Annotated in this window: 24 protein-coding genes; 4 read left to right on the top strand and 20 right to left on the bottom strand. The window is 43.4% G+C overall.

The window, feature by feature from the left end; all coding sequences use genetic code 11:
- Positions 1–149 precede the first annotated feature (149 nt).
- The 4 genes from NML76_RS03365 to NML76_RS03380 form a co-directional block, all read right to left on the bottom strand.
- Positions 150–713 (bottom strand): hypothetical protein, encoded by a 564-nt coding sequence (locus NML76_RS03365; RefSeq protein ID WP_021152825.1) that lies wholly within the window; start codon positions 711–713, stop codon positions 150–152.
- A gap of 213 nt (positions 714–926) precedes the next feature.
- Complete coding sequence (locus NML76_RS03370) at positions 927–2,045, bottom strand: DUF4767 domain-containing protein (protein ID WP_254732660.1); 1,119 nt, start codon at positions 2,043–2,045, stop codon at positions 927–929.
- An 83-nt stretch (positions 2,046–2,128) separates the two neighbouring features.
- Positions 2,129–2,986, bottom strand: coding sequence for an alpha/beta hydrolase (locus NML76_RS03375; RefSeq protein ID WP_024055835.1), 858 nt, complete (start codon positions 2,984–2,986; stop codon positions 2,129–2,131).
- Positions 2,973–4,265, bottom strand: coding sequence for a PTS transporter subunit EIIC (locus NML76_RS03380; protein ID WP_254732662.1), 1,293 nt, complete (start codon positions 4,263–4,265; stop codon positions 2,973–2,975). Before NML76_RS03380 ends, NML76_RS03375 begins: the two co-directional genes overlap by 14 nt.
- Positions 4,266–4,584: 319 nt before the next feature.
- On the opposite strand from NML76_RS03380, the gene NML76_RS03385 reads away from it, so the two are divergent.
- Both NML76_RS03385 and NML76_RS03390 read left to right on the top strand, forming a co-directional pair.
- Positions 4,585–5,979, top strand: a complete 1,395-nt coding sequence (locus NML76_RS03385) for an MFS transporter (RefSeq protein WP_254732664.1) — start codon at positions 4,585–4,587, stop codon at positions 5,977–5,979.
- 278 nt (positions 5,980–6,257) lie between these two features.
- Positions 6,258–6,953 carry a VIT family protein gene (locus NML76_RS03390; protein WP_118095773.1) on the top strand — a complete coding sequence of 232 codons (696 nt, stop codon included), beginning with the start codon at positions 6,258–6,260 and terminating at the stop codon, positions 6,951–6,953.
- A 28-nt stretch (positions 6,954–6,981) separates the two neighbouring features.
- Here NML76_RS03390 and NML76_RS03395 read toward each other — a convergent pair whose 3' ends face one another.
- The 8 genes from NML76_RS03395 to NML76_RS03430 form a co-directional block, all read right to left on the bottom strand.
- Positions 6,982–7,521: an NADPH-dependent FMN reductase gene (locus NML76_RS03395; protein ID WP_155199400.1), complete on the bottom strand. Its 540-nt coding sequence runs from the start codon at positions 7,519–7,521 to the stop codon at positions 6,982–6,984.
- A 467-nt stretch (positions 7,522–7,988) separates the two neighbouring features.
- Positions 7,989–8,912 carry an L-lactate dehydrogenase gene (locus NML76_RS03400; protein ID WP_003006122.1) on the bottom strand — a complete coding sequence of 308 codons (924 nt, stop codon included), beginning with the start codon at positions 8,910–8,912 and terminating at the stop codon, positions 7,989–7,991.
- 152 nt (positions 8,913–9,064) lie between these two features.
- The gene (locus tag NML76_RS03405) at positions 9,065–9,964 is read right to left on the bottom strand and encodes an Rpn family recombination-promoting nuclease/putative transposase (RefSeq protein WP_070666375.1); all 900 of its coding nucleotides are present in this window, start codon (positions 9,962–9,964) and stop codon (positions 9,065–9,067) included.
- 82 nt (positions 9,965–10,046) lie between these two features.
- Entirely contained in the window at positions 10,047–11,777 is a 1,731-nt protein-coding gene (locus NML76_RS03410) for a DUF2075 domain-containing protein (protein WP_254732666.1), read from the bottom strand.
- Positions 11,774–12,112 carry a nucleotide pyrophosphohydrolase gene (locus NML76_RS03415; RefSeq protein ID WP_070594405.1) on the bottom strand — a complete coding sequence of 113 codons (339 nt, stop codon included), beginning with the start codon at positions 12,110–12,112 and terminating at the stop codon, positions 11,774–11,776. The genes NML76_RS03410 and NML76_RS03415 overlap by 4 nt, the downstream gene beginning before the upstream one ends.
- 126 nt (positions 12,113–12,238) lie before the next feature.
- Positions 12,239–12,604, bottom strand: a complete 366-nt coding sequence (locus NML76_RS03420) for a TIGR02328 family protein (RefSeq protein WP_254732668.1) — start codon at positions 12,602–12,604, stop codon at positions 12,239–12,241.
- Positions 12,605–12,982, bottom strand: a complete 378-nt coding sequence (locus NML76_RS03425; protein WP_254732670.1) for a YbgA family protein — start codon at positions 12,980–12,982, stop codon at positions 12,605–12,607.
- 259 nt (positions 12,983–13,241) lie between these two features.
- Positions 13,242–13,499 (bottom strand): SemiSWEET family transporter, encoded by a 258-nt coding sequence (locus NML76_RS03430; protein WP_040803284.1) that lies wholly within the window; start codon positions 13,497–13,499, stop codon positions 13,242–13,244.
- A 281-nt stretch (positions 13,500–13,780) separates the two neighbouring features.
- On the opposite strand from NML76_RS03430, the gene NML76_RS03435 reads away from it, so the two are divergent.
- A complete protein-coding gene (locus NML76_RS03435; RefSeq protein ID WP_006596747.1) occupies positions 13,781–14,044 on the top strand; it encodes a SemiSWEET family transporter in 264 nt (87 codons plus the stop codon).
- Positions 14,045–14,411: 367 nt separating this feature from the next.
- On the opposite strand, the gene NML76_RS03440 is transcribed toward NML76_RS03435, so the two are convergent.
- The 5 genes from NML76_RS03440 to NML76_RS03455 form a co-directional block, all read right to left on the bottom strand.
- Positions 14,412–16,397 carry an ABC transporter permease gene (locus NML76_RS03440; RefSeq protein WP_254732672.1) on the bottom strand — a complete coding sequence of 662 codons (1,986 nt, stop codon included), beginning with the start codon at positions 16,395–16,397 and terminating at the stop codon, positions 14,412–14,414.
- Positions 16,398–17,156 (bottom strand): ABC transporter ATP-binding protein, encoded by a 759-nt coding sequence (locus NML76_RS03445; protein WP_254732674.1) that lies wholly within the window; start codon positions 17,154–17,156, stop codon positions 16,398–16,400.
- 15 nt (positions 17,157–17,171) lie between these two features.
- A complete protein-coding gene (locus tag NML76_RS10215) occupies positions 17,172–17,300 on the bottom strand; it encodes a hypothetical protein (RefSeq protein WP_260314290.1) in 129 nt (42 codons plus the stop codon).
- Positions 17,301–17,414: 114 nt separating this feature from the next.
- Entirely contained in the window at positions 17,415–18,389 is a 975-nt protein-coding gene (locus NML76_RS03450) for a sensor histidine kinase (protein ID WP_254732676.1), read from the bottom strand.
- The gene (locus NML76_RS03455) at positions 18,382–19,059 is read right to left on the bottom strand and encodes a response regulator transcription factor (protein WP_155171455.1); all 678 of its coding nucleotides are present in this window, start codon (positions 19,057–19,059) and stop codon (positions 18,382–18,384) included. Before NML76_RS03455 ends, NML76_RS03450 begins: the two co-directional genes overlap by 8 nt.
- A 167-nt stretch (positions 19,060–19,226) precedes the next feature.
- Here NML76_RS03455 and NML76_RS03460 point away from each other — a divergent pair, with 167 nt between their 5' ends.
- Positions 19,227–20,411, top strand: coding sequence for a DUF2974 domain-containing protein (locus NML76_RS03460; RefSeq protein WP_254732678.1), 1,185 nt, complete (start codon positions 19,227–19,229; stop codon positions 20,409–20,411).
- A 227-nt stretch (positions 20,412–20,638) separates the two neighbouring features.
- Here NML76_RS03460 and NML76_RS03465 read toward each other — a convergent pair whose 3' ends face one another.
- From NML76_RS03465 to NML76_RS03475, 3 genes are all read right to left on the bottom strand, one after another.
- Positions 20,639–23,911 carry a pneumococcal-type histidine triad protein gene (locus NML76_RS03465; protein ID WP_254732680.1) on the bottom strand — a complete coding sequence of 1,091 codons (3,273 nt, stop codon included), beginning with the start codon at positions 23,909–23,911 and terminating at the stop codon, positions 20,639–20,641.
- 7 nt (positions 23,912–23,918) lie between these two features.
- Positions 23,919–24,854 (bottom strand): metal ABC transporter solute-binding protein, Zn/Mn family, encoded by a 936-nt coding sequence (locus tag NML76_RS03470; protein ID WP_254732682.1) that lies wholly within the window; start codon positions 24,852–24,854, stop codon positions 23,919–23,921.
- Between the two features lie 194 nt (positions 24,855–25,048).
- Entirely contained in the window at positions 25,049–26,311 is a 1,263-nt protein-coding gene (locus tag NML76_RS03475; RefSeq protein ID WP_254732684.1) for a DUF6287 domain-containing protein, read from the bottom strand.
- Between the last annotated feature and the right edge of the window lie 243 nt (positions 26,312–26,554).

Here is a 26,554-nt window from a genome sequence, read left to right on the forward strand (position 1 = left end):
GCTTCAATCGTTTTTTACAAATCTATTGTACTAAAACTAAAACGCTTTCACCATAACATAACCTTACATTTTCCCCTTTATTTCTTACATTTTTGTAAGAAAGCAAAAATAGGCTAGGACTTGAGGTCCTACCCTATTTTTTTCATTGATTATTCAGCTGATGAAGAGAGCAATGGCGCAATTGATTTATATGCACTTTCAAGAGCTTGTTTCATAGTGTCACGTCCAGATTTCAATTGTTGTACAAAAACAGTACGCCCTTGTTCAGGAACAACCGTATCATCTGAACCACCAGTTGAAAGTGCTGTATCAAATTGAGTTTTTGATTCGTCCAATGTCTTGAGAGCTGGCTCTACTTGTTGAGTATATTTAGATCTCAGTGATTCGGGAATTTGATCGCCAATATCTTGAGCATATTTTTTATAGTTATCCACTAATTTACTATAAAGAGTTTTCATATCACCAATTGTTTTGGCATTATCGATTTCATCATCAGTCAACAAGACAATTTCTGGAATTTTAACAGAAGAGGTTGCTGATTTAGATGATTTTGATGAACTGCTTGATTTGCTTTCTGAAGTAGATGATTTTTCTACTTTGCTAGAAGAAGCTTTTGCATCTTTGCTTGATGATTCTGAAGCAGTTTTACCAGAACATGCTGCTAACGTTGCAACAGACAAAAGAGCCACACCGGCTGTAAGAAGTTTTTTCATATTTTTTCTCCTATAAATAAAGAATGAATATATTTTAAATGATTTTCCTTTAATTGTCAAACATTTTCTGTTTCCAAATGCCTATACACTGCTAATTATCACTAGTTTTTAACATATTTTATGTCCTAAAAATTATTTCTTATATTGTATCTTTATTCATTATTTGAATAAACAAAACCAGAAAAACAGTCCTTTTCTGGTTTATTCTTCTTTTTATTGATGAAGCAGTTGAGTAAATTCTTCTTGAAGTTCCTTGTTATCCGTTGGTTTTAGATACATTTTTCCACCATTGGTCGTTGGAGAATGAAAGACAATGCCTTCTCCTGTATCTGTAATAGCAAAGAAATAACTATGCACATCTGGATACTTGTCCCAATTGCTATAGCGTTCCACGATGCGGTATTTTGCATTTCCCTGACCGGTATCTGTATAAATGGCATCCATCTTACTATTTTCCTCTAGAGTATAGAGGTTGTCTGGTCCTACATCACCGCCAGCGATGCCTTTTTGATAGTTGGGTTGGCCCATCTTTTCGCCCCAGGTCTTCATAAATTCTGCTAATTTTGCTGATTTTTCAGCATTCCAAGGCGTTTTTTCCTGGCTTTGGCTATTTCCCGCTGATGGTGTGCTGTCAAAAGTTTGCCAATCGAAACTCTTGAGATCCAATTTTTCCTCATCCGATTTTCCAAAGAGGCTATTCAGATCTGAACCAGGTACTTGGACTTCTTCTTCCTGGACTTTGGTCGCGGCTTGAGGCGTCTTTTCTATTCGTGAGAGCACAGCTACCCCACGGCCAGTTCCTGACATCCAGCTGACTTCTAAGACTTCTCCTCCCTGATAGAGGGTCGTCGCATTGCGCGCTCCACCGTGTCCAGCGACGAAACCTTCAGCTAGCAGAGTCGGTTTTTGCTCCTTGAGGTAATAGACTCCTGTCACAAAGTAGCTTCCATCGGTCTGCTGATTGGCGATGATCATCTCATCTACCCCATCGTTATTTAAGTCCTTAAAGGCATAGCGAACGGCTTCTGGCTGATTGATCACGGTCTCGATCACCCAGCTATTGATCATCCGATCTTCTTTAGCTAATGCATCATTCAATTTGGAAATGGCATCTAAATCTTTTGAAGCGGCAAAAATCTTTTGGTAGTCTGAAAAAACAGACTGGTATAATTGTTTGTTATCTGCTTTTTTCGTCTGTTTTTTAGTGCTTGTATGGCTTGTTGCAGCCTCTTTTTTGGGACTGGACTGGCGCTGGTATCTCTGGTAACATCCTGTTAACATGACCATACTTGAAGCCACTAAGCCTAACTGCACCCATTGTTTTCTTTTCATCTTATTTCCTATAGTCTCCCTTATTTTCATACTAAACTTTATTATACTAAAAAAAGAGTGAGGAAGGAATCCCTTCTTCACACTTAGTTTATTTTATTCGGTTTGACTCGACGATCCGTTTGACTTTCAATATGCTCTTTCACCAAGGCAACCACCTCATCATTGGTTGGAAGGTCCGAGTGCTGGGCATCTTCGCCCGTCACCGTAATCTCCGTATAGCTAGCAGCTTGATTTTGGTAGATATATTTCCCAGCAGAGACACTGGCATCCGGGACTAACTCATCTGAATCATAGGTAATGGTCCCTGCTACTGAATACATATGAAGGGTTGTCGGGATGGCTTCTTTTCCCTTGATAAAATCGGCCAACATCTCAGATTTATTTTTGATATTGGTCTCCGTGAAATTGTAAGGAGTCCCGATGGTCATGAGGGTCTTGAGATCTATATCATAATCCCCCAGATAATTTTCAATAAAGGCTGTATAAATCAAGCCACCGTTGGAATGACCCAAGCCCTTAAAATTATTAAAATTATATTTTTCTTGAAGGGCTTCGAAGGCTTGATTAAATAGTTTAGCTTGCTTTTTAATGTTGCTATAGCCATCTTTGTTGTTTTCAAAACCAACCACAATTACTGGCTCATTGTCCTTGGCATCAATACTTCCACTATAGGTGATATGCCCATCATTCCAAACTTTGACCTTGAGCAGGCTGTGTTTAGTTCCTTGGCGGTCTTGGTTGAGCTTGGTCACCAAGCCATCAAAGCGGTTCTCTGTCGCAGAGCTTCCCGGGATCATGATGATGGGAGACAATTTTGAATTATAAAATTTCTCAATTTTTGAAACATTGGTCCGAGTCCAGCTATAAGATGGAATGGCTAAAGCGATTAAGAAAAGACTGACCAAAGTAAGGACGATTGCTGTTTTTTTAGATTGTTTCACCGCTTTCTCCTTTCACTTTTAAATCTTTTCGGATACGATTTCCCATGCGGACAAATGGTAGATAAAGGAGCACATCGACGGCAAAACAAAATATACTTACAGCTAAGGCTCTCAGACTACCTCCTGTTCCAATAAAAGCATAGAGAAGGCTAGGAGTCCCATCTGGCACCGGATAGACGGCTGCTGGCATCAGTTTGAGGCACAAAGCTAGAGCTGCTATCGCCATATTCACCAAAGGGATCAACAAGAAAGGAATCACATAAAGCAGGTTGAGAAGGACCGGTATCCCTACCATGAAAGACGCCCCATTGTTAAAGAGACTTGGAAACAGACTGAGGAGGCTGACTTTCTTGTCCTTTTGACTTCGTGAAACCAGCAGGATCGCTACCAATAAGGCTAGAACTGCACCAATTCCAGCTACCAGACCAAAACTGCGGTACAAATTGGTCAAGGTATAGAGATGAGGAATGCCTGTCGTTGTATGATGCGTCACAGCGTAGGTAAGATTTTCCAAAGCAAAGTTATCATCCGCAATTGAGTTCAAGGCAAAGGATTGACTATTACCAAACCAAGCAGATAGCCCACTAAATAGTCCCATGACAAAGGTGGACAGCAGATGATGACTGCTTACCATTAGAGAAGCCAAGAACTGTCGGATAGTCTGAAAAATATTAAATTGATTTCCAAGAACCAAAAGAAGATTGAGGCTGACCCCTAGAACTAAGGATAAGAAAATGGGACGCACCGTCTTGGGCTGATAGATGAAATCCTTATCCACAATCTGGTCGTCACTGGCCTTGGATAGACGAAAGATCTGTCCGATAAGATAGCCTAAAACAATGGCTAAGAGGATATTGGTCGTCGCAGGTAAGTTGATACGCGTCAGTTGCCCGTCATGGAGTGGACCCACCAATAATTCCTGGGACCCCACCACCAGGCTAACCAAAAGAGCTGTCACTCCAGCTGTTCCTGTACTTCTGCCATAGTGCCCAGCTGTGTATTTTCCAGCGAAGTAGGTTGCTAACGGTCCAGCTAGACCTCCTAGAAAGTTGGAAAAATTGATAAGGACTTGACTAATAGCTTGATCCCACGGCAACCAACTATCCATCGAAAAGAGCTGATGGATATAGCCTCGATCGGAGAAGACCGATAGAGCGATCACCCGAATGATTCCTGAAAATAGGAAAAAAGGAAATAAGGAAACCAGGGTTTTCTGGGAAATTTGAATCAAACTTTTTTCTCGTAACCAGAAAAACTTCTGGACTAAATACTTGGTCATGGGGCCTCCTGTTCGAGTTGATTGACTTATTCACATTGTTTACTTTTCTATTATTATACCATACTGGCGAGCCTTTCCTTTCGTTTGGAAAGACGTCATCAGTTGAGAATGCTGTTAATATTTTCAAAACTTTTCAAAAACTCTTTGACAGGGGTCTTCATTTCCTCTATACTATTTGTTAGCTAACAAAACGACGGAGCAGGTTGCCGTAGGTCCCACTATGCTACCTGACGGAAAATCAGATCGTTACCATGGATTTTCATCCGATTTTATACCAAAGTCCATATCTTTAGAAAGATTTAGGAGGAATCAGACACCGATGTCACAAGAAAAAATTTCAGCCAAGGTCTTGTTCGCGATCTTTGCGACAGGGATCCTTTCCTTTTGCGGGGTGGCTGGAGAAACTGCCATGAACATCACCTTTCCAATATTGATGAAGGAATTTGAGATCAATACCGCAACCGTCCAGTGGGTAACCACCATCTATCTTCTAGTGGTTGCCTGTGTAGTCCCCTTATCTGCCTACCTCAAACGATCTTTTAAAATGAAGTCCATCTTTTTAGTTGGAAATCTCCTATCTGTTTTAGGTGTTCTCATTGACTTCCTAGCTCCAAGTTTTGGCTTTGTGGTTTTGGGTCGATTGGTCCAAGGAATGGGGGTTGGTTTTGCCCTTCCTCTGATGTTTAATATCATTTTAGAGCAGGTCCCAAAACGCAAGATTGGTCTCATGATGGGAGTGGGGACCCTGATCACAGCCATCGCTCCCGCCATTGGGCCTACTGTCGGTGGTCTCTTGACAGCTAACTTCGGCTGGCGCTCCATCTTTTTGGTTCAATTCCCGATCCTTCTAGCTTCGCTAGTTGCAGGACTTCGCTCCATTAAACAAATCAGTACAGTCAAACGAGAAACCCTTGATATCATGAGCCTTCTCGCTATTATTGCTTCATTTTTAGGCTTGATTTTAGGCATTCACGGACTCTCTGACCATGCTTTCTTTAGTTTTTCTGTCCTTGGTTGGCTGGTGATTGGGTTCTTGGGACTGGTTCTCTTAGTTCGGCGGTCCAATCAGTTAGAGACTCCCATTATCAACCTTGCCATCTTAAAGAACCATCTCCTTACTGGCCATGTTCTTGCCTTTTTCACTTTCCAATTAGGATCTCTGGCCATGAGTTTCCTCTTGCCCAATTATGTCCAATTGGTCAACCACTCGAGCACCACGCTTGCAGCCTTGATGCTACTTCCAGGAGCCATCATTGGAGCAGGTTTTGCTCCTTTCTCCGGTCTCATTCTAGATAAACTAGGCGCCCGCAAACCAATTCTCCTTGGAGCTAGTTTGATACTTCTGGCTCATTTCTTCTTCACACTCTTTGGACTGAAGCTGACAAATGGCTTGATTCTCATCTTTTACATGATCTTCATGACCGGTATGGGGCTGGCCTTTGGCAATATCATGACCAACGGACAAAAACAACTCTCTCTGGAAGAGCAACCCGATGCGAACGCGATCTTTAACACCTTGCAACAATTTGCAGGCGCTGTCGGAACAACCCTGGCTTCGCTGATCGTTGCCATGAGCCAAGCCAATCAAAAGATGGACTTCACCCAAGCCACTGCTAAAGGAAGCCGCAACGGTTTTATGGTCCTATTTGCCTTGGGTATTTTCCAACTCCTTCTCTTATTTTGGGTTGTCGGAAAAGAAAATGAAACGAACTAATTTATCTCATTAAAAAACAGCAAAATTTGCTGTTTTTTTATTATCCTTTTCTGACCCGCGTGACAATGCTATCAGGATCTTCAAAGGTAAGGCCACTTCCGCTAAATAAACCTTGCTAGAATAGGCGTATTCCCTATTCTTTCTTTTTTGCTTGCAATGTCAAAGATTATAACTTAAATTTCATTAAATTGTCGAACTTTTATCATTTGAGTTAAAATCCTTGCTTTCTTTCTGTATTTTATTTATAATCATTCTAAACAAGATGAAGGAGACATTGTATGACTGAAATGAAACATGGAGTAGATGAATCATTTAGCGACCGCTTGAATATCTTGAGAGCTGCTGTTCTCGGGGCCAATGATGGGATTATTTCTATTGCTGGGGTGGTGATTGGGGTAGCCAGTGCCACACCAAACATCTGGATCATTTTCCTATCTGGCTTGTCGGCGATTCTGGCAGGTGCCTTTTCGATGGCGGGCGGTGAGTATGTCTCTGTTTCCACACAAAAAGACACGGAAGAAGCCGCTGTGAACCGCGAACAAACCTTATTGGATCGCGATCCCAAGTTAGCGAGAGAATCTCTCTACCACGCTTATTTTCAAAATGGAGAATGCGAAACTTCCGCAAAGATTTTGACAGAACGGGCCTTTCTGAAACATCCCCTCAAAGCCCTGGTCGAAGAGAAATATGGTATCGAATACGAGGAGTTTACCAATCCTTGGCATGCTGCTGCATCTAGCTTCCTTGCTTTTTCGGTTGGTTCCCTTCCTCCAATGCTCTCTATCATTCTCTTTCCAACTGCCTATCGCATTCCGGTGACGGTCTTCGTTGTTGGACTATCCTTGATCTTCACTGGCTATACCAGTGCAAAACTGGGAAAAGCACCAACCAAGCCAGCCATGCTTCGCAACCTCATCATTGGCCTTCTCACCATGGGTGTGACATACTTCTTCGGACAACTCTTTAGTATCTAAAAAGCTGAGACTTCTGTCTCAGCTTTTCTTATGCTTTTAATAGATCTTGTGCTTGTTTTTCCAGTCCTGCGACCGCTTCATCTGTCAAGACCAATTCACCTGTTTCCCAAGCTTCTGGGTTAACGGTTGTTCCAGTAAACTCTCCAACCACTTGAGTCCGAACGAAAGGCAAGAGCGCTTGGTAAGCCGCAAACATTGGTTCGTGTCCAGCATTGGCTACTGAAGAAACCGTTACGATCTTGTCTTGAAGGGCAGATGGACCACGAGTTTCTGATAGGTCAAGGGCACGGCTCAGCCAGTCGATCAGATTTTTCACCACGCCTGGAATGGCAAAGTTATAAACTGGCGAGAAGATCCAGATGGCATCCGCAGCAAGAACCGCATCACGCGCTGCTTGTACAGCTGGCAAGGTTGGTGTTTCCAAATCTTGGTTCATCATTGGGATGTCCTTGTAGTCCAAGTAAGTCACAGTTGCTTTTCCTTCAAGAAGACTTTCTGCTTTCTTAGCCATTTGGTGGTTAAAAGATCCTTGACGAAGGGATCCGACAATAAATAAAATGTTTTTCATAGTTGTTTCCTCTTTCTGTTGTAAGATTATTTATTACAATAGCTATTATACAGGCTCGAAATGTAATGTCAAGGATTACAACTCGGATTTTTTAACTTTTACTCCATTTTACTATGGGAAGGTCAAAAGAAGTGAGATAAAAAAAGGTTGGACAAATGTCTCCAACCTTCAATGATTTCGTTTAGGGAATCCCCTCACTTATACCATTCGAAAAAATTGCAGAAAAAAGGGAGCGGGAAAGAACTCCAATATAAAAAAGGTTGAAAAGGTTCCCCGAACCTTTTCAATCTTCCCACCCCCGCATAGGTCATCTTTGGAGCTTAAAAAGCGAACAACTACTTAGAAAATTTGCTTCGCAAGTCCTATCTACCACCTCAAAGCAGTGCTTTGAGCAATCAACCACTGCGTCATACAGTCATACCTATTATACATCGAAGGTTGGACAGCTTTTGCCCAACCCCTCACTTTTATGCATGCTCCAATCCTTTTCGTGTGTTTTCCTTGATGGTTTCGGCTGAATGGAGTAATTTTTCTTTTTCTTCTTCTGTCAAATGCAAGTCCAATCGTTCAAGAATTCCTTTTCGACCCACGATCGCTGGGTAGCCAAGATAGGTTCCATATTCTGGACGATAGTTAGACACTGGCATTTCCTCGTGGCTATCATTGATCACAGCTTCTGCCAAGCGTTGGGCTGCTGCTGCAATCCCAAAATTGGTATAGAATTTGCCAAAGAAAACCGTGTGGCCACCGCGCAAGGACTCGTAGTTGATGGCGTCAAGCTCTTCTTGAGAGAAGAGATCGGTAATGGCGTGTCCCTTAACACGGACCTGACTCCAAGCAACAAATTGAGAATTTCCATGCTCACCGAGGTTGTAACCTGATACACTAGCAGGTGAAACCTGCAAACGATCAGCGACTGCACGCTTCATCCGAGCTGTATCCAGCAAGGTCCCTGTCCCAATCACCTGCTCTTTTGGAAGGCCGGTATATTGTTGATAGAGTTGAGTGACGGCATCGACTGGATTGGTCACTACCAATAAGACCCCGCTAAAGCCAGAAGCCTTCAAATCACGCGCTACTTGTACCACTTGCTTGCTGGAAAAGGGAAGCTCCGCAAAACGGTCATCTGTGTTATTAGCCTGCAACTCGATATTTCCAAGAGTCGACACCACGACATCCGCGTCTTTTAGAGCAGCATAGTCATTGACCGTGATATGCACCGGATACCCTGTATTGGCAACCGTATCACAGAAATCCAAGGCATCTGCCTTGACCTTTTTCTCATTGGTATCAATCAAGACCAAGTGATCACAGGTGTGTTTCAAAATCATGCTGTGGGCCAAGGTGGCACCCACATGCCCCAAACCAATAATACCAATTTTTCTTGTCATCAGAATCCTCTTTTCTAGTATCGATCACACTGTTGGTGAGGATAGCTCTTTGTTGACTCTATTCTACCACAATTCTAGAAAGGCGGATTGAAAAAATGGGAAAATTTTCAAGTTTTTTTTCAAAAAAAAGAGGCAGTGCCTCTTTTAACGACTCAAGAAAGAAGAGTCTCAATCTCTTCAAGCGACAAACCCGTCATCTCCGATATAAGATCAGGCGTCATTCCTCGCGAGATCATCTCGCATACCAACTGTTTACGGCCTTGTTCCAAACCTTGTTCCAGACCTTGTTCCAGACCTTCTTCACGCGCTTCGTCTATAGCCGTCTCCAGGGTCATATCATAATTTTCTTGAATACGAATTCGCTCGTCTATCATGGTCTTCTCCTCCTTGGTCCAGCTAGATGAATCTAATAATGAATCTGCGTGGGCTACAGCCTGACTGGGAGCTTTTGTGAAGGGAAGATTCCCAAAAAATTCCAGCCACTGTCTGCCTGCATCTGTCAGATTCTCATCTTTATTATACTTGTCTAGCTCTAAAAAGGCAACCTGCAGAAGATTTTGGTGCTTGCCATTTTTATAATAGGCCTTAAGTTGCTTGCCGGACCGGCTATTGGTCAGCCAGTATTTGTTGATGGCGGCCTCTTCATCTAGCAAGAGCGACTTCTCCAAAATCGCAATCCCATAGACGGGCTCCATCTGCTCATACATCTTATGTGTCTGACCTTGCTGGCGCAGTTTTTGCACATTCTCCACCAGCTGATTGGCCAAATAGTAATGGAACCGATTCAAGAAATACTGCTGCTTGCGAATCTGGATCTCGATGATCACCTCAGTCCCGTCGTGGAGCTTGGCTCTCACATCCACCGCAGTGGAGAACAGGTCATCCTCCTCATAGGCCATGCTGTGGGGCTGGCTTCCCTCCACGATCTGAGCATCTGCCACATCAAGCTCCAAAATATCTCGAATAAATGCGGCCGTCACCTCCGGTAAACTAAAAATCTTCTTGGCCATGATGTCCAAGGTCGGCGATACATGCGCGTGTCTTTTCTGCATCCCTGCTCCTTTTCGATAAAAAATAGAGGGAAGGTCCCTCTACTTCTATCATTCGAAAAAAATTTGGGAAATAGGAAGCATCTTATTTTGTCGCATTTTTTAAAGCTTGTTGAAGTTCTTCATCAACTGCATAGACGTATAGCCCGTTAACTCCACGGGTTAACAAAACATTTAACTCATTTCGCAATAATGTTTCTCCGTAATTAATCATTTCACCTGATTCAAGTTTTCTGTTTTGAACAGCACTTTTATTTTTGCTTTCACTTATATCAAAAATAATTTTCCCGTCTCTATATTTGACAGATGGGCCAATGATAACTCCCACATAATTTAGATCAAATCCCTGAACGGTAAACGTTGAGCCAATTTCATGAATCGTTTGGGACTGTTCTATCCAGGATAAATGTTTAGATTCTTTTTCTTTTGCAAGTTGTCTGTTCCACGGACAAGACCAGTCTCCGATACGGACACACCAATAGTCAGAATCCTTTGGTTTTGATTGACTACTATATTCCCAATCATATGTTGCTGTTAAGCGTGAAATTCCTAAACTCTGATCGTCATTTTTTTCCTTGATTGCACTTTGAAGTTCCTTAGGAGAGTCAAAAACTCTAATATCATAATCATTATCAATTGGAACCTCATTCACAACTCCAACATCAATCAGATTTCTTATCCACTCAACTGTTTCCTTTGTCGCATGGATACGCATTTGGTTATGTAGTGTAATGAGATTTCCTTTTAAATTGGCTTCATGTTCCAATTTCAAGAAAGAATCATCTGTCCATATTTGAGATTTGTTCATAATCTGATTCTCATCATAAACAAGTACGACTACTTTTGATTTCGCAAGTAAATCATTTAAATGATTCCCTCCTAGATAAGCCTGATTTTTTGCAGTCAATAATAAATGGCCTTCATCAACCACTACAATTCCAGCATCGCTATTTTCTTTTTTCAGAGCATTCAAAAATTGAGTTGGTTTCATCACAACATTAATATTTGATCCACTCTTCCATTCTAATTTTTTCTCAATTTCTTGGTAAACACTGAGTTGATCATCATGATTCACAACCAAATTGATATCATTGTTTTCACGAATCATCTGTGTGTCTTCTGAATTCAACAAATCATCGATGAGAGAACTCATCAAAACTGTTTTTCCTGCACCAGCATCACCCTTTACTAAAATTAAAACTCCTGTTTCATTTCTACTGATAACAGAGGTGATTTTTAGCAAAATTTCATTTTTAGCCTTTACTTGTTCATCCGTTAACTTGTGAAATGGAGAAGATTTAAATATCGCTGAATTTCGAATAAAACTTTCTGCTGGGAATAAATAATGGTTTTTCCGATTTAGGGTTCTCCATATCTTTGAGAAAATTTCGTCTAACTCTTCAGAAGTATAATATTGATTTTGAGGATTTCCTCTTCTATTCTGAACCCTTTCAACTTGTTCAACACTTGATAGGTAGAGCATTAACCTATTCTCAATATCCAATGTCAAAGATTTATTGAAATGGTTATGCCCAATAACAAACATTTTAGAGGTTTTAGATTGTTCAAATTGTCGCCAGTCTTCTCTATCCTTCTTTATATCATCTGACAAATGCTGATTTGTTCTACGAATGATATCTGTTGTTTCTCCGACATAAACACTATACTTGTTTTTATTCTCATCGTTTACGATGTATACAGTTGGATAATCAAAAATAAGCTTAGAATGTTTTGGGGCAATCGTTTCTTTTAATTGGTCAAACGTTCGACTTGAATAGTCGATTTCTATAACTACGGGTGATTGAATGTTGCTCATTTTTTCTCCAAGTCCGTATATTTTTTATTATTTCCTTTGCTTAATTCTACAGGATATTTTTTTGAATTTATGTCCATTTTCTCTTTTATAATTTCTTCTACATCCAGATTCAAATTATCTGCTAACATTAAAGAATACATAAAAACATCCGCAAGTTCTTCTTTGATTTCTTGTAATGACTTTTCAACTACTTCCTCTGATTGTTTCCACTGAAATAGTTCCAACAATTCGCTTGCTTCTAATGAAATTGAAATGGCTAGATCTTTTTCATTATGAAACTTTCTCCAGTCACGTTCATCTCTAAATTGATTAATTAAGTCGATTAATTCCTTCATCCGTCTATCCTTTTCCTGTGCATAATCTCCTATTATTATAGCATGTTTGAGAAAGAAATTAACGCTTTCAAAGCATTTTGTTGGTTTTTCGCGCAAAAAAACGAACCAGGTCTGGTTCGTTCTTTCTTAGTCTAGTTGGATCCCTTTTTCTGCTAGATTCTCCAGGCATTCTTTGAGATAAGTAGCCTGATGCTCAGGATAGATGGGAGTACTAAAAGCTTCCTCTTCCAGTTCGGGATAGGCTGGGCAGGTCTTGCCTCGGTAGGTCGGCTCCCACCACTCTGGGCTGACCTTGTAACCGCGAGCAGTCATCTCCTCCATAATCAGGCGGTGATAGGCATAGAGACGATAGGGCGAGTAGTCAAAGACATAGTTGACCGTCGCGTGCTTCTTGCCCCAGCCATTGCCTCGAAGGGCGCAGCATTCCCGGTGTTGGCCCAGGAGCTGGGGACGAGGGAGTTTGGGAATCAAGTCTTGGTGCCAGAGTCTCATCTATTGACCTCCTAGTAGCGTCGAGTCTTGTAAGTAGCGATTAGGGTAGCGCTCAAGGAGCGTCTGGATCCCCTTGATCAGATCTTCTTGCTGGGCTTGGCCATGCTGGTACTTCTCAAGTAGCAACATAAAGTCCGCCTTTTCCTCTGCAGTCGCCTGCTTTTTGAAATAGCCCCAGATATGCTGAAAGGCATTGGAGACCTGGCCACGATTTTCTGGTAGGGCTAGCGCTTGCTGGATCAAGCCTTCGACGTGACTGACCTCTACCTGGTCTTGCTTGAGGTATTCCCGGATTTCCTTGTAGAGATTACTGGAACGACTCAGCACCAGGTATTTATTTTTCGCCCATAGGACTTGGCAGTGATGTTTTTGATCCACTCTTGTCTCCTTTTGATCTTCTCTATGAATAGTCCTCCCATTATACCATGGAAATGATTCATTCCATCAAAAAAAGGCTGGGACAAAAGTCCTAGCCTCTTAATTGTTTTTGGATTGTCGAGCAAGACGCAGTGGTTGAGTGGGCTCTACTACGCCGATTTCATCAGTATTTACAGCCCTACTCAACTGTGCGGAGGTGGGACAACGAAATCGAATTCTAACGAATTACCGATTTCTGTCCTACTCTCTCTTTCATTGATTACAAGGCTGTGATGGCTGTGATCAAACCAAAGATGATCCCTGGTGCATTGGCTGCAGCAAGTGGAATATCGCGTTCTTTTTTGAAAAGTCCATAATAGACCCAAAGACTACAGTTGATGGCTGCGACAAGAGGTTGAATAAAGTTTCCTTTGTGACCAGCGAGATTATCTATAATTTGTGGGAAGTAAGAGACATACATCATCACAGACATAAAGGTCGCAACCCAACCAAGAATTTTCATTTGTTTTTCATTCATATTCATGATACCTTTCGTTTTTTAAGTACGCACTATTCTAACGCTTGCCCTCTTAAAATTCAAGTACTTTTTTCAAATGTTACTAAACTGTAAAGTGTCACAATCTTGTGATTTTGCAGGAAGATGGATTTCTTTTCGAGAGAGTCTTCTCTCTAGTTGCCATTTTTTTGACAATTTGTCTAATTCTTTTGCAAATGTGATCGTTTTCATTTTGCGTAGCATGCAAATTAATTGCATTTTCTTCCTACTTATGCTATTTTAATACACAGAGGTAAAATTTTATGAATAAACAAAAAATCAACAAAATCGTTGGCTCGATCGGTGCCTTTATTGGGATTATCGTTTTCATTGCCTACATCCCACAAATTATTGCTAATTTACAGGGAAATAAGGCCCAACCTTTCCAACCCTTGTCAGCTGCTATTTCTTGCTTGATCTGGGTCATTTATGGTTGGACAAAGGAACCTAAAAAAGACTGGATTTTGATCATTCCGAATTCGGCAGGTGTCATCCTAGGGGGATTGACTTTCCTTACATCACTTTAATAGAAAGTGAACAAAGACTGAACTCTACGGGTTCAGTCTTTTTTGTGTATCCCTTTGAAAAACAAAAACAATCGCAGTCGGTTTTCGTACAAAAAAGCCCGCTATGAGCAAGCTAAAAAAATTGACAATTCTTTTCTTTGAATAACCTATGCTGGATTATTGTGCAAAAATATCCAAATAATATCTGATTATTATTAGAGTATATTGAAACTTTCCGCTGTGAGAAAAGTGCCTGAAATAATTATGTTTCAGGCACTCGGAATTATTGAGACCTTAGGCTCAATAATTAGTCATGGAACTTCTTCGAAGTTCGCTGACGTCCGTACTCACCTAAGGAAAGTTTCTAATTTAATTTGAGTTTCTTTTCTTAAATCTGCACAATCTTACGATAGCTCCGAGAGGTGATCCAAAAGACGATTAGGTAGGTGATGAAAAAGACGGCACAGACACTGAGGGTCACGATGAGGACTTGGCTACTATTGATGACACCGAGCACTTTAAGAATCAGGCGGATCATATGGTAGGCAAAGGCCAGGTGGATAAAGGCAAAGATGAGAGGGAGGAAGAAGACAGTCCGCACTTGACGGTTGATGGTCCGTTTGACCTCGTATTCATCGAGCCCCACCTGTTGGAGGATGACGAAGCGGTCACGGTCTTCATAGCCTTCTGAGATTTGCTTGTAGTAGATGACGATGACCGTTCCGACCATAAAGATCAGTGACAAGAAAATTCCGATAAAGAAGATGCCACCAAAGAGGCTATTCAACTCTGCCACATCATTGGCCCGGTTACCTCCATAGATAAATGTTCCTTGGCCCTGTTGGCTACTCAATTCATCGATCATCTTGTCATAACTAGCTGCCAGCTTGAGTTGCTGGTCTTCGCCAACATTGACATTGAAGCCACCGTAGATATTGGTATTGATGGCAAGTTTTGGAAATTGAGCGATAAAGGCTGAGAGATCTGGCACGATTAGGTAATTGAAATCCTCCGTCAGCATGTTAAACTGATTGGGCACATGATCGGTGATAAAATCCTTGCTCACTTCTTCCTTGACTTGGAAGTCTTGCCCGTTGATAGTGAACTGCTTTTGCCCTTTAAGATCCTTGTTATGGGCAAAGAGGATGACTTGGTTGCCAGTCAGATCGACGTGTTCGCCTGTCATGTGTTCATAACTAGCTACATCAAAGACCATAAAGACGGTTTTAGGAGTGACGCTGCGTTCATCAGCTGGATATACCGTGAAGTCCGTGCCCTTTTGTGATTTAACCCCAAAGTTGGCATAGGTCATCAGGTCGCGATTCTTGATCTCGAGATGATGCTCAGAGGCAAATTCATCAAATTTCTGATTGATCTGCTCCAGATCGACCCCTTTTCCTTGGACAGAGAAATCATGAGGCGCCATGATTTTCTTGACCATTTCGCTACCGACATAGATGTTGGTTGCTGCAGAGATGGTCACAAGCACCATGGTCGAGAGGATGGCAATGGTCGCAAGCCCCACTGCATTTTTCTTCATACGATAGATGAGATTAGAGACCGATATCATATTATTGGGCTGGTAATAGTAGTTCTTCTTTTTCTTAAGCAGATGCAAGAAGACGGTGATCCCAGCATTAAATAGCAGGTAGGTCCCAATCATGACCAGGATAACGGCTAGAAAGAAGGTCACAAGCGCAATGATGGGGTCTTTGACAGACAAAGCTAGGTAGTAGCCACAACCGAGAGCTGCTAATCCAAGAATGGTTTGGGGCCACAGGAAGCGAGCTTTCTTTTCTCCACTGGCCTTCTCACGCGTCAACTGCAAGGCATTCAAACGGAGAATGCGCCAAGCATTGAGAAGAATCAAAAGTCCAAAGATGAGACCAAAGGTGACAAAGACCAAGATAACAATCCCAGGTTGGAAGGTAGATACTAGCTGGACCTTCATCTTCATGAGTTTCAAGAGAAAGGCGAAGATCAGCTTGTCAAAGAGGGCTCCAATCAAGACACCGGCTGAGATGGTTAGAAAGCCAAAAAGCAAGAGTTCCTTGAAGATCATGCTGATGAGATGGCGTTTTTCAAGGCCTAGCATGCTGTAGATCCCCAGCTCCTTGGAGCGATTTTTCATGACGAAGCTATTGGCATAGAGCACGATGATAGCTCCTGCGGCATTGACCACGAAGAACCCCAAGCTGAGAGTGAACACTATGGAAGAGCCCCCTCGAAGCTCGGAAATGCGAGGATTAAAGGTCAGGGAGTCAAAGAGATAGGCGATGGTCACTGCGAGAATGACCGCAATAGCAAAGGGATAATAGAGCTTGCGGTTCTTAATCAGATTGGAGCAAGCTAGTTTAGTGGTTAATCGAAACATCTACTCCACCTCACTTGCCATGATCGTCAGAGTATCCGAGATTTCTTGGAACATCTGACGCTCCGTTTTTTCCCCGCGGAAGATCTGGTTGTAAAGGATCCCATCCTTGATGAAGAGCACGCGCTTGGCACGCGCTGCCGCTGCGGTTGAGTGGGTCACCATGAGAATGGTTTGGCCAATGGTATTGATATCTTCAAAGACATCCAGCAAAGCAGCTGAAGACTTGGAATCCAGCGCCCCTGTTGGCTCATCGGCAAGAAGGATTTCTGGCGAGGTGATGATAGCCCGTGCTACGGCTACCCGTTGTTTTTGCCCACCAGAGATTTCGTAAGGGTATTTTTCAAGAAGTTGGTGAATGCCCAACTCCCGACTCACGCTATCGACCTCGCTCATCATTTCCTTGACCGGTCTGCGAGAAAGGACCAGTGGCAAGAGGATATTATCCTTGACAGACAAGGTATCGAGCAGGTTGAAGTCTTGAAAGACAAAGCCTAGTTTTTCCCGACGGAAGCTCGACGCATCCTTGTTCTTGATGGTGGAGGTATCGGTGCCATTGAGGTAGACCCGTCCTTCGGTCGGCTGGTCCAGCATGGCTAGGATATTGAGAAGGGTCGATTTCCCGGATCCTGATTCCCCCATGATAGCCACGTACTCACCCTTTTCCACGGTGAAGTGGATATCCTTTAAGGCTTCAACCTGCGTTCCTTGAAAGCGGGTTTTGTAGATCTTTTTGATATGTTGAACATCTAGTAATGACATACTTTTCTCCTTTTACTAGTAGATCAAGAAAAATTCTTGGGTTTGTTGCAGGACTTGGAGACCAAATTCCGTCTTTTCCAGATCGGTTTGGTTATTTGGTTTCTCAGTCTTTTTGGGTTGTTTCATCCATTTCAAGAGTTTCATTTTCTTGACCTCCTTCATTTGATGAGACTATTGTATAAAAAATAAAAGGCGGCTACCATAACCTAACCTTTCATTTTGACCTTTATTTCTTACATTTTTGTAAGATGGGGAAAATTAATCCATGACCAACTTCTTCTCTTCAAAGCGAATGGCAACGGTCGTGCCTTGGCCGACCTCTGAATGGAGGGTGATCCTGTGGCCCAATTGCTCTGCGATTTTCTTAGATAGATAGAGCCCCAGCCCTGAAGATTGCTGGGTCAGGTGGCCATTGTAGCCGGAGAAGCCCCGCTCAAAGACGCGGAGGACATCGCTATTTTTGATCCCAATCCCGCTATCTTTTATATAGAGAGTCTGGTCTTTAAAATAGATTTCAATTCCCCCTGTGCTGGTGTACTTGAGGCTATTAGATAAGAGCTGCTCGATGATGACCAGGAGCCACTTGCGATCGGTGATGACCTCCTGCTCCAAATCATGCAGATCCACTGTCAAATTCTTTTGGATAAAAAAGAGGGCATACTTGCGGACTACTTCTTTGACCAAGTCTTCTACCGACACGCGCTTTAAGACTAGATCATCATGAAAACTCTCCAGTCGCAGATACTGCAAAACCAGATTGGCATAGGAGTCAATCTTAAAAAGCTCCTGCTCCATCTGCTGCTTGACAATGGGCGTCTCGACATCTTGCACCAAGAGCTGACTAGCCGCAATGGGCGTCTTAATCTGGTGAACCCAGAGGGTATAGTAATCCATCAGGTCATTGAACTTGGCCTGGGCTATCTTCCCTTCCTCTAAGCGCGCCTGCTGTTCTTCCGTGTATTTTTCATAAAGGAGGTGTTCCAGAGGCGAAGCAACCTCAACTTCCTCATAAAGTGCGGCTTTGCGGTAGTCCCGAAAGGTCATGGCGAAATCCCAGACCAAGACACAGAAGGCAAAAAAGCCAAGCACTAGGGTCGCATAGAGGAAAACCGTTCCTGTCTCTGGAAAGAGATAGGCAAAGACCAAATCAATCATCAAAAAGATGACCAATAGATAGAGTAGGCGCCTGCGGGATACCACATACTGCCAGAAGATCGTTCCAAATTTATTCATGGGTCAACCCGTAACCGATGCCTTTCTTGGTTTCGATGAAGTTTGACAAGCCAGCCTCTTCTAATTTCTTACGAAGGCGGGCCACATTGACAGACAAGGTATTGTCATCAATAAAGAAGTCGCTATTCCAGAGCTCCTTCATCATGTCATCGCGCGCCACGATACTGCCTGCATGCTCAAACAAGACGCGCAGGATCTGAAATTCATTCTTGGTCAGCTTGATGACTTCCCCTTCATACACCAAGTCCGTGGACTTGAGATTGAGGATGGCTCCACGGTGTTCCAGCAGATTTTGATCTGTCCCGAACTCATAAGAGCGGCGCAAGAGCCCTTGGACCTTGGCAAGGAGGACATTTTGGTCAAAAGGCTTGGTGACAAAATCGTCTCCACCCATATTGATGGCCATGACAATATCCATGGCTTGATCCCGTGAGGAAAGAAACATAATCGGAACCTTTGAAACCTTGCGAATCTCCTGGCACCAGTGGTAACCATTGTAGAGTGGAAGGCCAATATCCATAAGAATCAAGTGGGGGTCAGTTTCGACAAAGATCCCGAGGACATCCATAAAATCCTCTACTGCGACCACTTCATAGCCCCATTGTTCCAATAATTGTTTGACCTGTTGGCGGATAATGTCATCGTCTTCGACTAAGAGAATTTTATGCATGGCTTTCTTTCCTTCCTTTTTCTTCTTCCTATTATAACAGATTAAACAGCAGAGAAAAAGCTGTTTCAGAGGGAAAGAAGAACTGGCCTCTACTTTCTTGATGGGGGGCGCTTTTTCTACATCCATTTTTGTGCTATACTGAAAGAAATAAGACACGGGAGGCACAGATGTCAACTATTTTTGATTACCTAAAAGAAGTGACCTACGATTCTATATATGACCGTCCCTTCAATGAACTGGATGTTCTCGCATTGACAGAGCTGACCTATCTACCCTTTGGACATATTGTGCCTCAAGGAGATACAACAGGGATTCCAGTGCGCCTGTCTGATGCGATGGAACTGATCGATCGGACTACCGATTTTATCGTGAGTAACCAGCACCTGCAATTAGTCGATGAGTTGGCTACTTCAAAGCGCTTTAAGAACATCAAACTCCTCAACTATGTCGATGAATACGATCCCGATGTGCAAAAACAGTTTGCGGCCATGACCTATCGGCTTAGTCTGGATGCGTATTTGGTCGTTTTCAGAGGGACGGATGATACCTTGATCGGCTGGAAGGAAGACTTCCACATGACCTATATGGACCATGTTCCAGCTCAGAAGCGCGCAGCCAGCTACCTGCAACATGTCATGAAGGAATTTCCAAAAGGACGTTTCTTAGTAGCCGGTCACTCCAAAGGGGGAAATCTCGCAACCTATGCCTGCTCGTATCTAACTGATTCCTTATTTGAACGGGTCGACGCGATCTACAGCTACGATGCTCCTGGCCTCAACAAGGCCATTATCGAAACCGAAGGCTACCAGCGCACGTCCCCAAACATTCGTCGTTTTGTCCCTCAGGGATCCATCGTTGGCATGATGTTGGAAGTCCCAGAACCGACGACCATTGTCAAAAGTCGCGCTTTTAGTGGCTTTGCCCAGCACGACGCCTTTACTTGGGAAATCAAGGACTACAGCTTTGTGACCGTTTCTGAAACCAGTCCAGATAGCCAGCAGACCGATCTCACCTTAAAACAATGGGTTCGCGAAACATCGGCAGAGGAGCGCAAGAAGTTTTTTGACACCTTTTTTGGCATTTTTCTGGATGCCGGCATCACTTCCATCAATGACCTAACCGATCTCAAACAGCTAGCTAAGGCCAAGGAAATCCTCCAAAATGCCCAAGATTTGGATCCAACCGAGCGAGAGATGCTAGAACGCTTAGCTAAGCAGCTCATCGACACCCGCTTTCAAGCTTGGAAAAAATGGCAGACGGTGCCCCGCATCCTGGTTCAAATGGCCGCATTTTTCAAGCGAAAAAAAGCAGTCGAGCTTTCCTCGCCACTGCTCCTCGAGCACAAGGAGTGAGGCTCAACTACTGACCTCTAATATTCACTAGAACGCAAAAAGAGGCTGGGACAAAAGTCCTAGCCTCTCAATTATTTTTAGATTGTCGAGCAAGACGCAGTGGTTGAGTGGGCTCTACTACACTGATTTCATCAGCTTTTACAGCCCTACTCAACTGTGCGGAGGTGGGACGACGAAATCGAATTCTAACGAATTACCGATTTCTGTCCCACTCTCTTTTCTATTTTCTATTGGTTCTGAGGAGATGGAGCATCTGGCGTGCTTGCTTCTGTTACAGGTGCGCTTGCAGGCTCTGTTTCTGTCTCAGTTGTGGCAGGCTTACTTCCTTCTGAAGCTGCTGCTTCTTTTTCTACCGGAGTTTCTGTAGCGACAGGCGTTTCAACCGTGGTAGCTGGTTTGCCCTCTTCGATTGCAGATGGGGCTGCAGCTAATTCTGCCTGGAAGGCTTGGATGGCCTGTAGTAAGGCTGCTTTATCACTCTTTGGATTAGCCAATTGGTCAAAGAGAGCTTCTAAGCGATCAAATACAGCATCACTAGCTCCCTTGTCCTGCAATTGTTGGTGTAGGGCCATCAATTGGTTATAGAGCTGTTGATAAAGAGCGACATCCCCAATTTGAGGCTCTTCCGTTTGCTTTTGTTTTTGCTTTTCAATACTATCACTGATTTCGCGTAGAAGTGCTTCCCCACTTGGAATAGCCTTTTCTGGATCAGATTCTTTTCCAAGTTGAGCCAAGCCTGCTTCAAAAGCCGTTCGTTTTCCTTGGTCTTCGACTTGTGGTAAGAGCGACTGGATTTGCTCTAAGAGAGCTGTCAAAATCTTGTTCTGTTGACGGGCTTCTGTCGCCTTATCCAACTCTCCATACAAGCCTTTGAGGAAATCATAAACCGCTACGTTGTAGGATGGGGTTTGACTTCCTTTTTGATCCAAAACTGTTTTTTCAATAGGATAGGTTTGGCCTTTTTCTTGAGAGAAGAGTTGGTCAATAGCTTGCTTGGTTTGGTAGAGCTCCATAAAGTGAGACTTGGAATCCCAAGCTTCTTCAAAGGCTTGAGCTCGGTAGAGCTTCAAGGCTAGATCTGCCGCCTTGGTGCGCAGTTCTGGTGTCAAGCGCGCATCGCTCAAGCTTTGGTAGAAATACTTGAGGTAGTCGACCGATGTCACACCCGTCCGATCTTGCATCTCCTGAACAGCTTCTAATAGCTTCCCTTCCTGCTCTAAACGCTTGCTGTCCTTGGCAGCATAAGCTTCCTGCAGTTGAGAGACCAACTCTTCCTTCTTCAATTGGAAGGCTTCTGTGTCTAGCAAACGCACTTGTTCCAGCAATTCTTGGTAACGACGATCCAAGGCTGTCTCTTCTTTTGGTTTGACCACTTGGGTCGCATGAATGTACTGCGCATCAACCTGTTTGAGACTTGCAAGATAGCCCTCTGTTGAGTTACTTGGGAAACTCTTGACATTTTCCAAGAAGTGGCCCAAGATGAGCTCAATCCGTCTTTGTTGCAATGGATCAGAAGCATAGAGGCTGCGGCTTTCTGCTAAGAGCTGGTTGACCTTGTCCTCTACTGCTTTTTTGTCCAAGTCACCTTTTTTATAAGACGATTGGATGGTAGGAAGACGGTGAGCTAAGTAATCTGCTAGTCCTGCTGAGCGCACCTTGATGTAGTGGTTGTGATCGCCATGCGGGATGACAAACTGACCATTTTCAATCTGGAGGCTATAAGGTGAAATCCCTGAACGAAGCGCTGTTGCATAGAGTTCATTGATAAAATCTAGTTCAGGATTGCCAGTTTCAAGTGGGATACGGACATGTTCCTTACGAACAGCATAAGGATGGATGTGGGTCGGATCGTATTCTTGGTCTGGATTGTTAAAGACAAAGAAACCATTGGAAATCTTAATGGCCTCACGGGGGACACCGTAGGTCTTGCTGATGTACTGGATCTTTTCCTCATCCGAGGCATCGCGAGAATAGCTGGCGACATCATCTGTCAGTGGCTGTCCCTTGGACTCTTCTTTCTTACCTGCTAGAGTTGCCTCTGCTGCTGCAATCTCTTGAGGAGAGAGGTCCTTTTTATAGAAATAATGAGCGTGGTTGCCATGAGCGACCATGTAACCGTCCTCGTCCTTACTGATGACCATGTCTGCATGGAAACCATGATCGTGCTCCTCTTCGTGCTCGTGATCATGACTGTCCCCATGTTCATGCTCGTGACTATCTCCATGTTCATGCTCGTGCTCATGGTCAATTGGTTTTGTACTTGGACTTGAAGGCCGATTTGGACTTATTTCAGCAGGTGTAGTAGCACCTTGGGCCCGAAGCAGTTGGAATTTCCGCGCCAGCTCACGTTCTAAAGGAGATAGGGAGCTGTAAGGGATAAAGTGGAAATGATCTCCGTGAGGGTAGACAATTCCTTGATCGGTCCACTTGGTAATCTTACTTGGATCAAAGACAGAACCATCAGACTCCACATGACGAGAAGACAGAGGTGTTTTCTGCAATTCTTCCATCAGATTGCTCAGGTTTGGACTCGGTTTGGAAGTAGCCAGTTTAGAAGTCGTTGGGGTCGTCTGTGTAGGGGTTGGACTAGCAGACGGCTGACTGCTAGCTTGTTTTCCTAAGCTTGGAGAGGCTTGATTTGGAGTCCCTTGATTCTTACCTGCTTCTACACTTGGGCTTGCTAAGTGTGGGCTTCCAGCCTGGTGGCCACTTTGACCGCCTAGGACAGAGAGGGCCGCTGCTAACTCGCCAGCAGATAAGGCACTCTTTGGAATATAATGGTAATGTCCACCATGGGGCACAATGAAGCCATCTCCTGTATCTGAAATGACATCTCCAGGGCTAAAGACATAACCATCGTCCGTACGATAGCCTCCTCCTGAATGGTTCTTAGCCGTCAGCATCTCAAGGGTCTTTCCTTCTTTCAGCGCTTGACTCGGTTGACGGAAGTCACGGGTCTTGCCTGCCTTGTGAGAGGAGCTCGCTTGCACCGATCCCGTCTCTCCTTCTTCTTTTGCGCCTCCCTTTTGTTGTTGGGCGATCTCTTCGATTGAGCGCACATTAACCGTATGTTGGGCATCCTTTAAGTAGAGATAGTATTTCCCAGCGCGTTTAATAATATAGCCATCCTTGACCTTGCTCACGATATCCGCTTCTTGCAGCTGATAAGTTGGATCCCGCAAAATCAACTCTTCACTAAAGATGGCATCAAATGGGACCTTCCCGCTGTAGTAATGAAAATGATCCCCATGAGAAGTGACAAAGCCTTCATCTGTAATCTTGATGACAATCTGCTCCGCCTGGGTCTTTTCCTTGGCATTGACCGCTTCGATGCTATCTTCCTTTTTGCTGGTGTCAGTCGATGACGCTTTCTTTTCTGCCTGCAGGTACTGAATCTGATTCTTTTTTTCTTCCTTGACTTGTGGTTGCTGACTGAGCGCATAGGCACAGAGTCCTAGCCCCAAGGTCGCTACCAATCCAATCGTTCCCTTTTTCTTCATTCTTTATTTACTCCTCTAATTCCTTGGCTAAAGTCGCCATATTTTCTTCTAAATTTTCTAATAGATCCTTATCATTTTTCGGATCAGCTTCCAGTGGATCCAAGACCTTGACACGCGCCCCTGTTGCCTTGGCAATACTATCTGCCACTTTTGACGACGTGTGCTTTTCCACAAAGATCGTTTTTACCTTGTAGTCTTTGACAAACTGCTGGATCTCCGCCAATTGCCGAGCGGTCGGTTCTTGCTCTGGGGAAATCCCTGCAATCCCTAACTGCTTAAGACCAAAGCGTTTAGCCAGGTAAGAAAAGGCCGTATGCTGGGTCACAAAAGTCTTTTGCTTGGCCTTGTCAAAGAGAGGCTGGTAGCGGGCTACCAGTTCCTCACAGCGCTTTTCAAGCTTTTGAGCATTGGCCTGATAGAGTTCCTTGTTCTTTGGATCGATCTCTCCCAAACGTTGGGCGATGATCTTTCCTTCCTCTGCGATTTTTACAGGATCCAACCAAGTATGCGGATCATACAAGTGCTTTGCTTCTTTTCCCTGACCAGCTTCGACATCCTCTAATCCAGCCACCTTATCAAGGGTCATTCCTTGGCTGCCTTCGATCACTCGCAACTTGGAACCTTGTAGGTTAGGATCTAAGCGGCCGGCCCAAGATTCCAGGGTCTGAGAATGATAGACAAATACATCCGCATCATAGATCTGGGCCACTTCCTTGGTTGAGGGTTCATAATCATGGATCCCTGCACCTGACTGAACCATCCAGATGTCATTTTGATCGCCAGAGATTTCCTTGACCAGGGCATAGATAGGATAAAAACTCGTGACAATTTTAAGACCTTTTTTAGAAGGGGGCTTGCCCGCATTTCCTTGACTTCCACAAGCTGTCAGCAGAAAGAATCCAAGAAACAAGAGTCCCAGAACCTTCATTTTTCTCCTAATCATTCTTCACCTCTTTTTCATTTTCGTTAACTAGTTTATTAATCAGTTAATTAACTAGTTAATAATACTGCTAATCATTTGCTTTGTCAAGCTTTTTTTACATTTTTTTCCTTTTAATGTTAGAGACTAGCATTCTGCAAATAGATAGCTGCCTTTTAGACAGTAAAAAAGTTTGAGACAAACCTGTCTCAAACTTTTTATTGACGGTAGAAATATTGATCAGCTGGGTAGTTGCCTGCAGATTGAGTGACCACTAGACGTGGCTTGCTGGTATCAGACTGGTCTCCATCTGGATTTTGGAAACCGATTTTCAGCAGTCCAATCGCAGCACCAGTATCACCCATCTTCATCTCAACATAAGGGATCTTGCTCTTCTTATCCGAATCCGCAACAGCCTTGAGGCTGCCTTGACCCTTAACTTTTCCGTCTGCTTGGATGACGATTTCAGCTCCCTTGCCATTGCGCCAGGTTCCAGCTAAGCTTGAGAAATCGCCTCCGTTAATGGCCGCAATATCCAAGTCTTTCTCTTTTTTCGGTTGTGGGTAAGCTTTCCACCACTCTAGATGGTAATCACGGTAGGCCACATCCCCAAAGAGAATCCGACGTTCTTGGGAAGCTACTCCATCAGGACCTGTCACACCCGCTGGGATTAAGTACAAGGTTTGCTCTTGCCCTTGGATCGCAGTCGCATTGGCCCCAGTGAAATAAACTTCATAATAGCCTTTTCGCTTCTTGGGCTCTTTTTCTTTATTGAACAAGTAACTTGCCCGAGTGCCTCCACTCCAGAAAGTCCAGCCAGTCTCCCCATTTACAATACTTGGAAAGGCATTGGTCTTGTTTTGGTAATATTCTTCTGGAGTATAGCCATAAAGTTTAAAACCGGAATCTGCAATTTCCTTTTCATAGGTATCATTGGAATAAGCACCTTCAAACGGTGAGAGATTGCCATCAAGGACGACATCATTTGGATCTGTCGATTTGAAAAAATCCTCTCGATTGGCAAAGACCATCTCGTGGTCGGGATTTTTATCAGACATAGTGACCGTGATCAAAGGCTTCTTATCTGTTTTGTATTTGAAGACACGAACAGTGACTGTAAAGTCTGTATTGCCATCGGACTTTTTCATCTTGCCTGTCGAAACCTTGTTAGACCCTTCGACCTTCCAATCCGTACTAAATTCAGCGGATACCTTGCCGTCAGCCGTTTGGTAATCAATCTTCCAGGCCTTGCCCTTTTTCTCGATTTTGGCTTCATCCCGTTCATTAGAGACATAGTCACCACTCAAGTCAATGGCTTTTTCCTTTGGCTTAGTGACCTTCTTGCTGGTCTGCTTAAATTCCTTTTGATGGTCTGGTTGGATGTTGGAACTAGAGTAGAGATAGACTCCTCCGATCAGAACAGCTGCTCCGACCAGCCCCAAAATCGGCCCCAGGTATTTTTTCTTCCACTTAAGATTCATTTTACTACCTCCATGGAATAAGATCTTTACACTAGTATACCCTAAATCGAAAGTATAGTAAAATTCCCCTCTATGTAGTGGTTTCCCAGGTTTGAACTGACTAGTTTGAGTAGAAAATACCTGTTTCTCAAAAATAATATTTTGTTTATCATTATTTTTTTATCGTTTTTCGATACTTTTTTATTGACTATTTTTTTATAAGGAGTATACTATAAGTGAAAAATAAATAAACTTCAAGGAGGC

This window comes from Streptococcus sp. CF8_Ac1-9, assembly GCF_024295565.1.
Taxonomy (GTDB): Bacteria; Bacillota; Bacilli; order Lactobacillales; family Streptococcaceae; genus Streptococcus; species Streptococcus parasanguinis_X.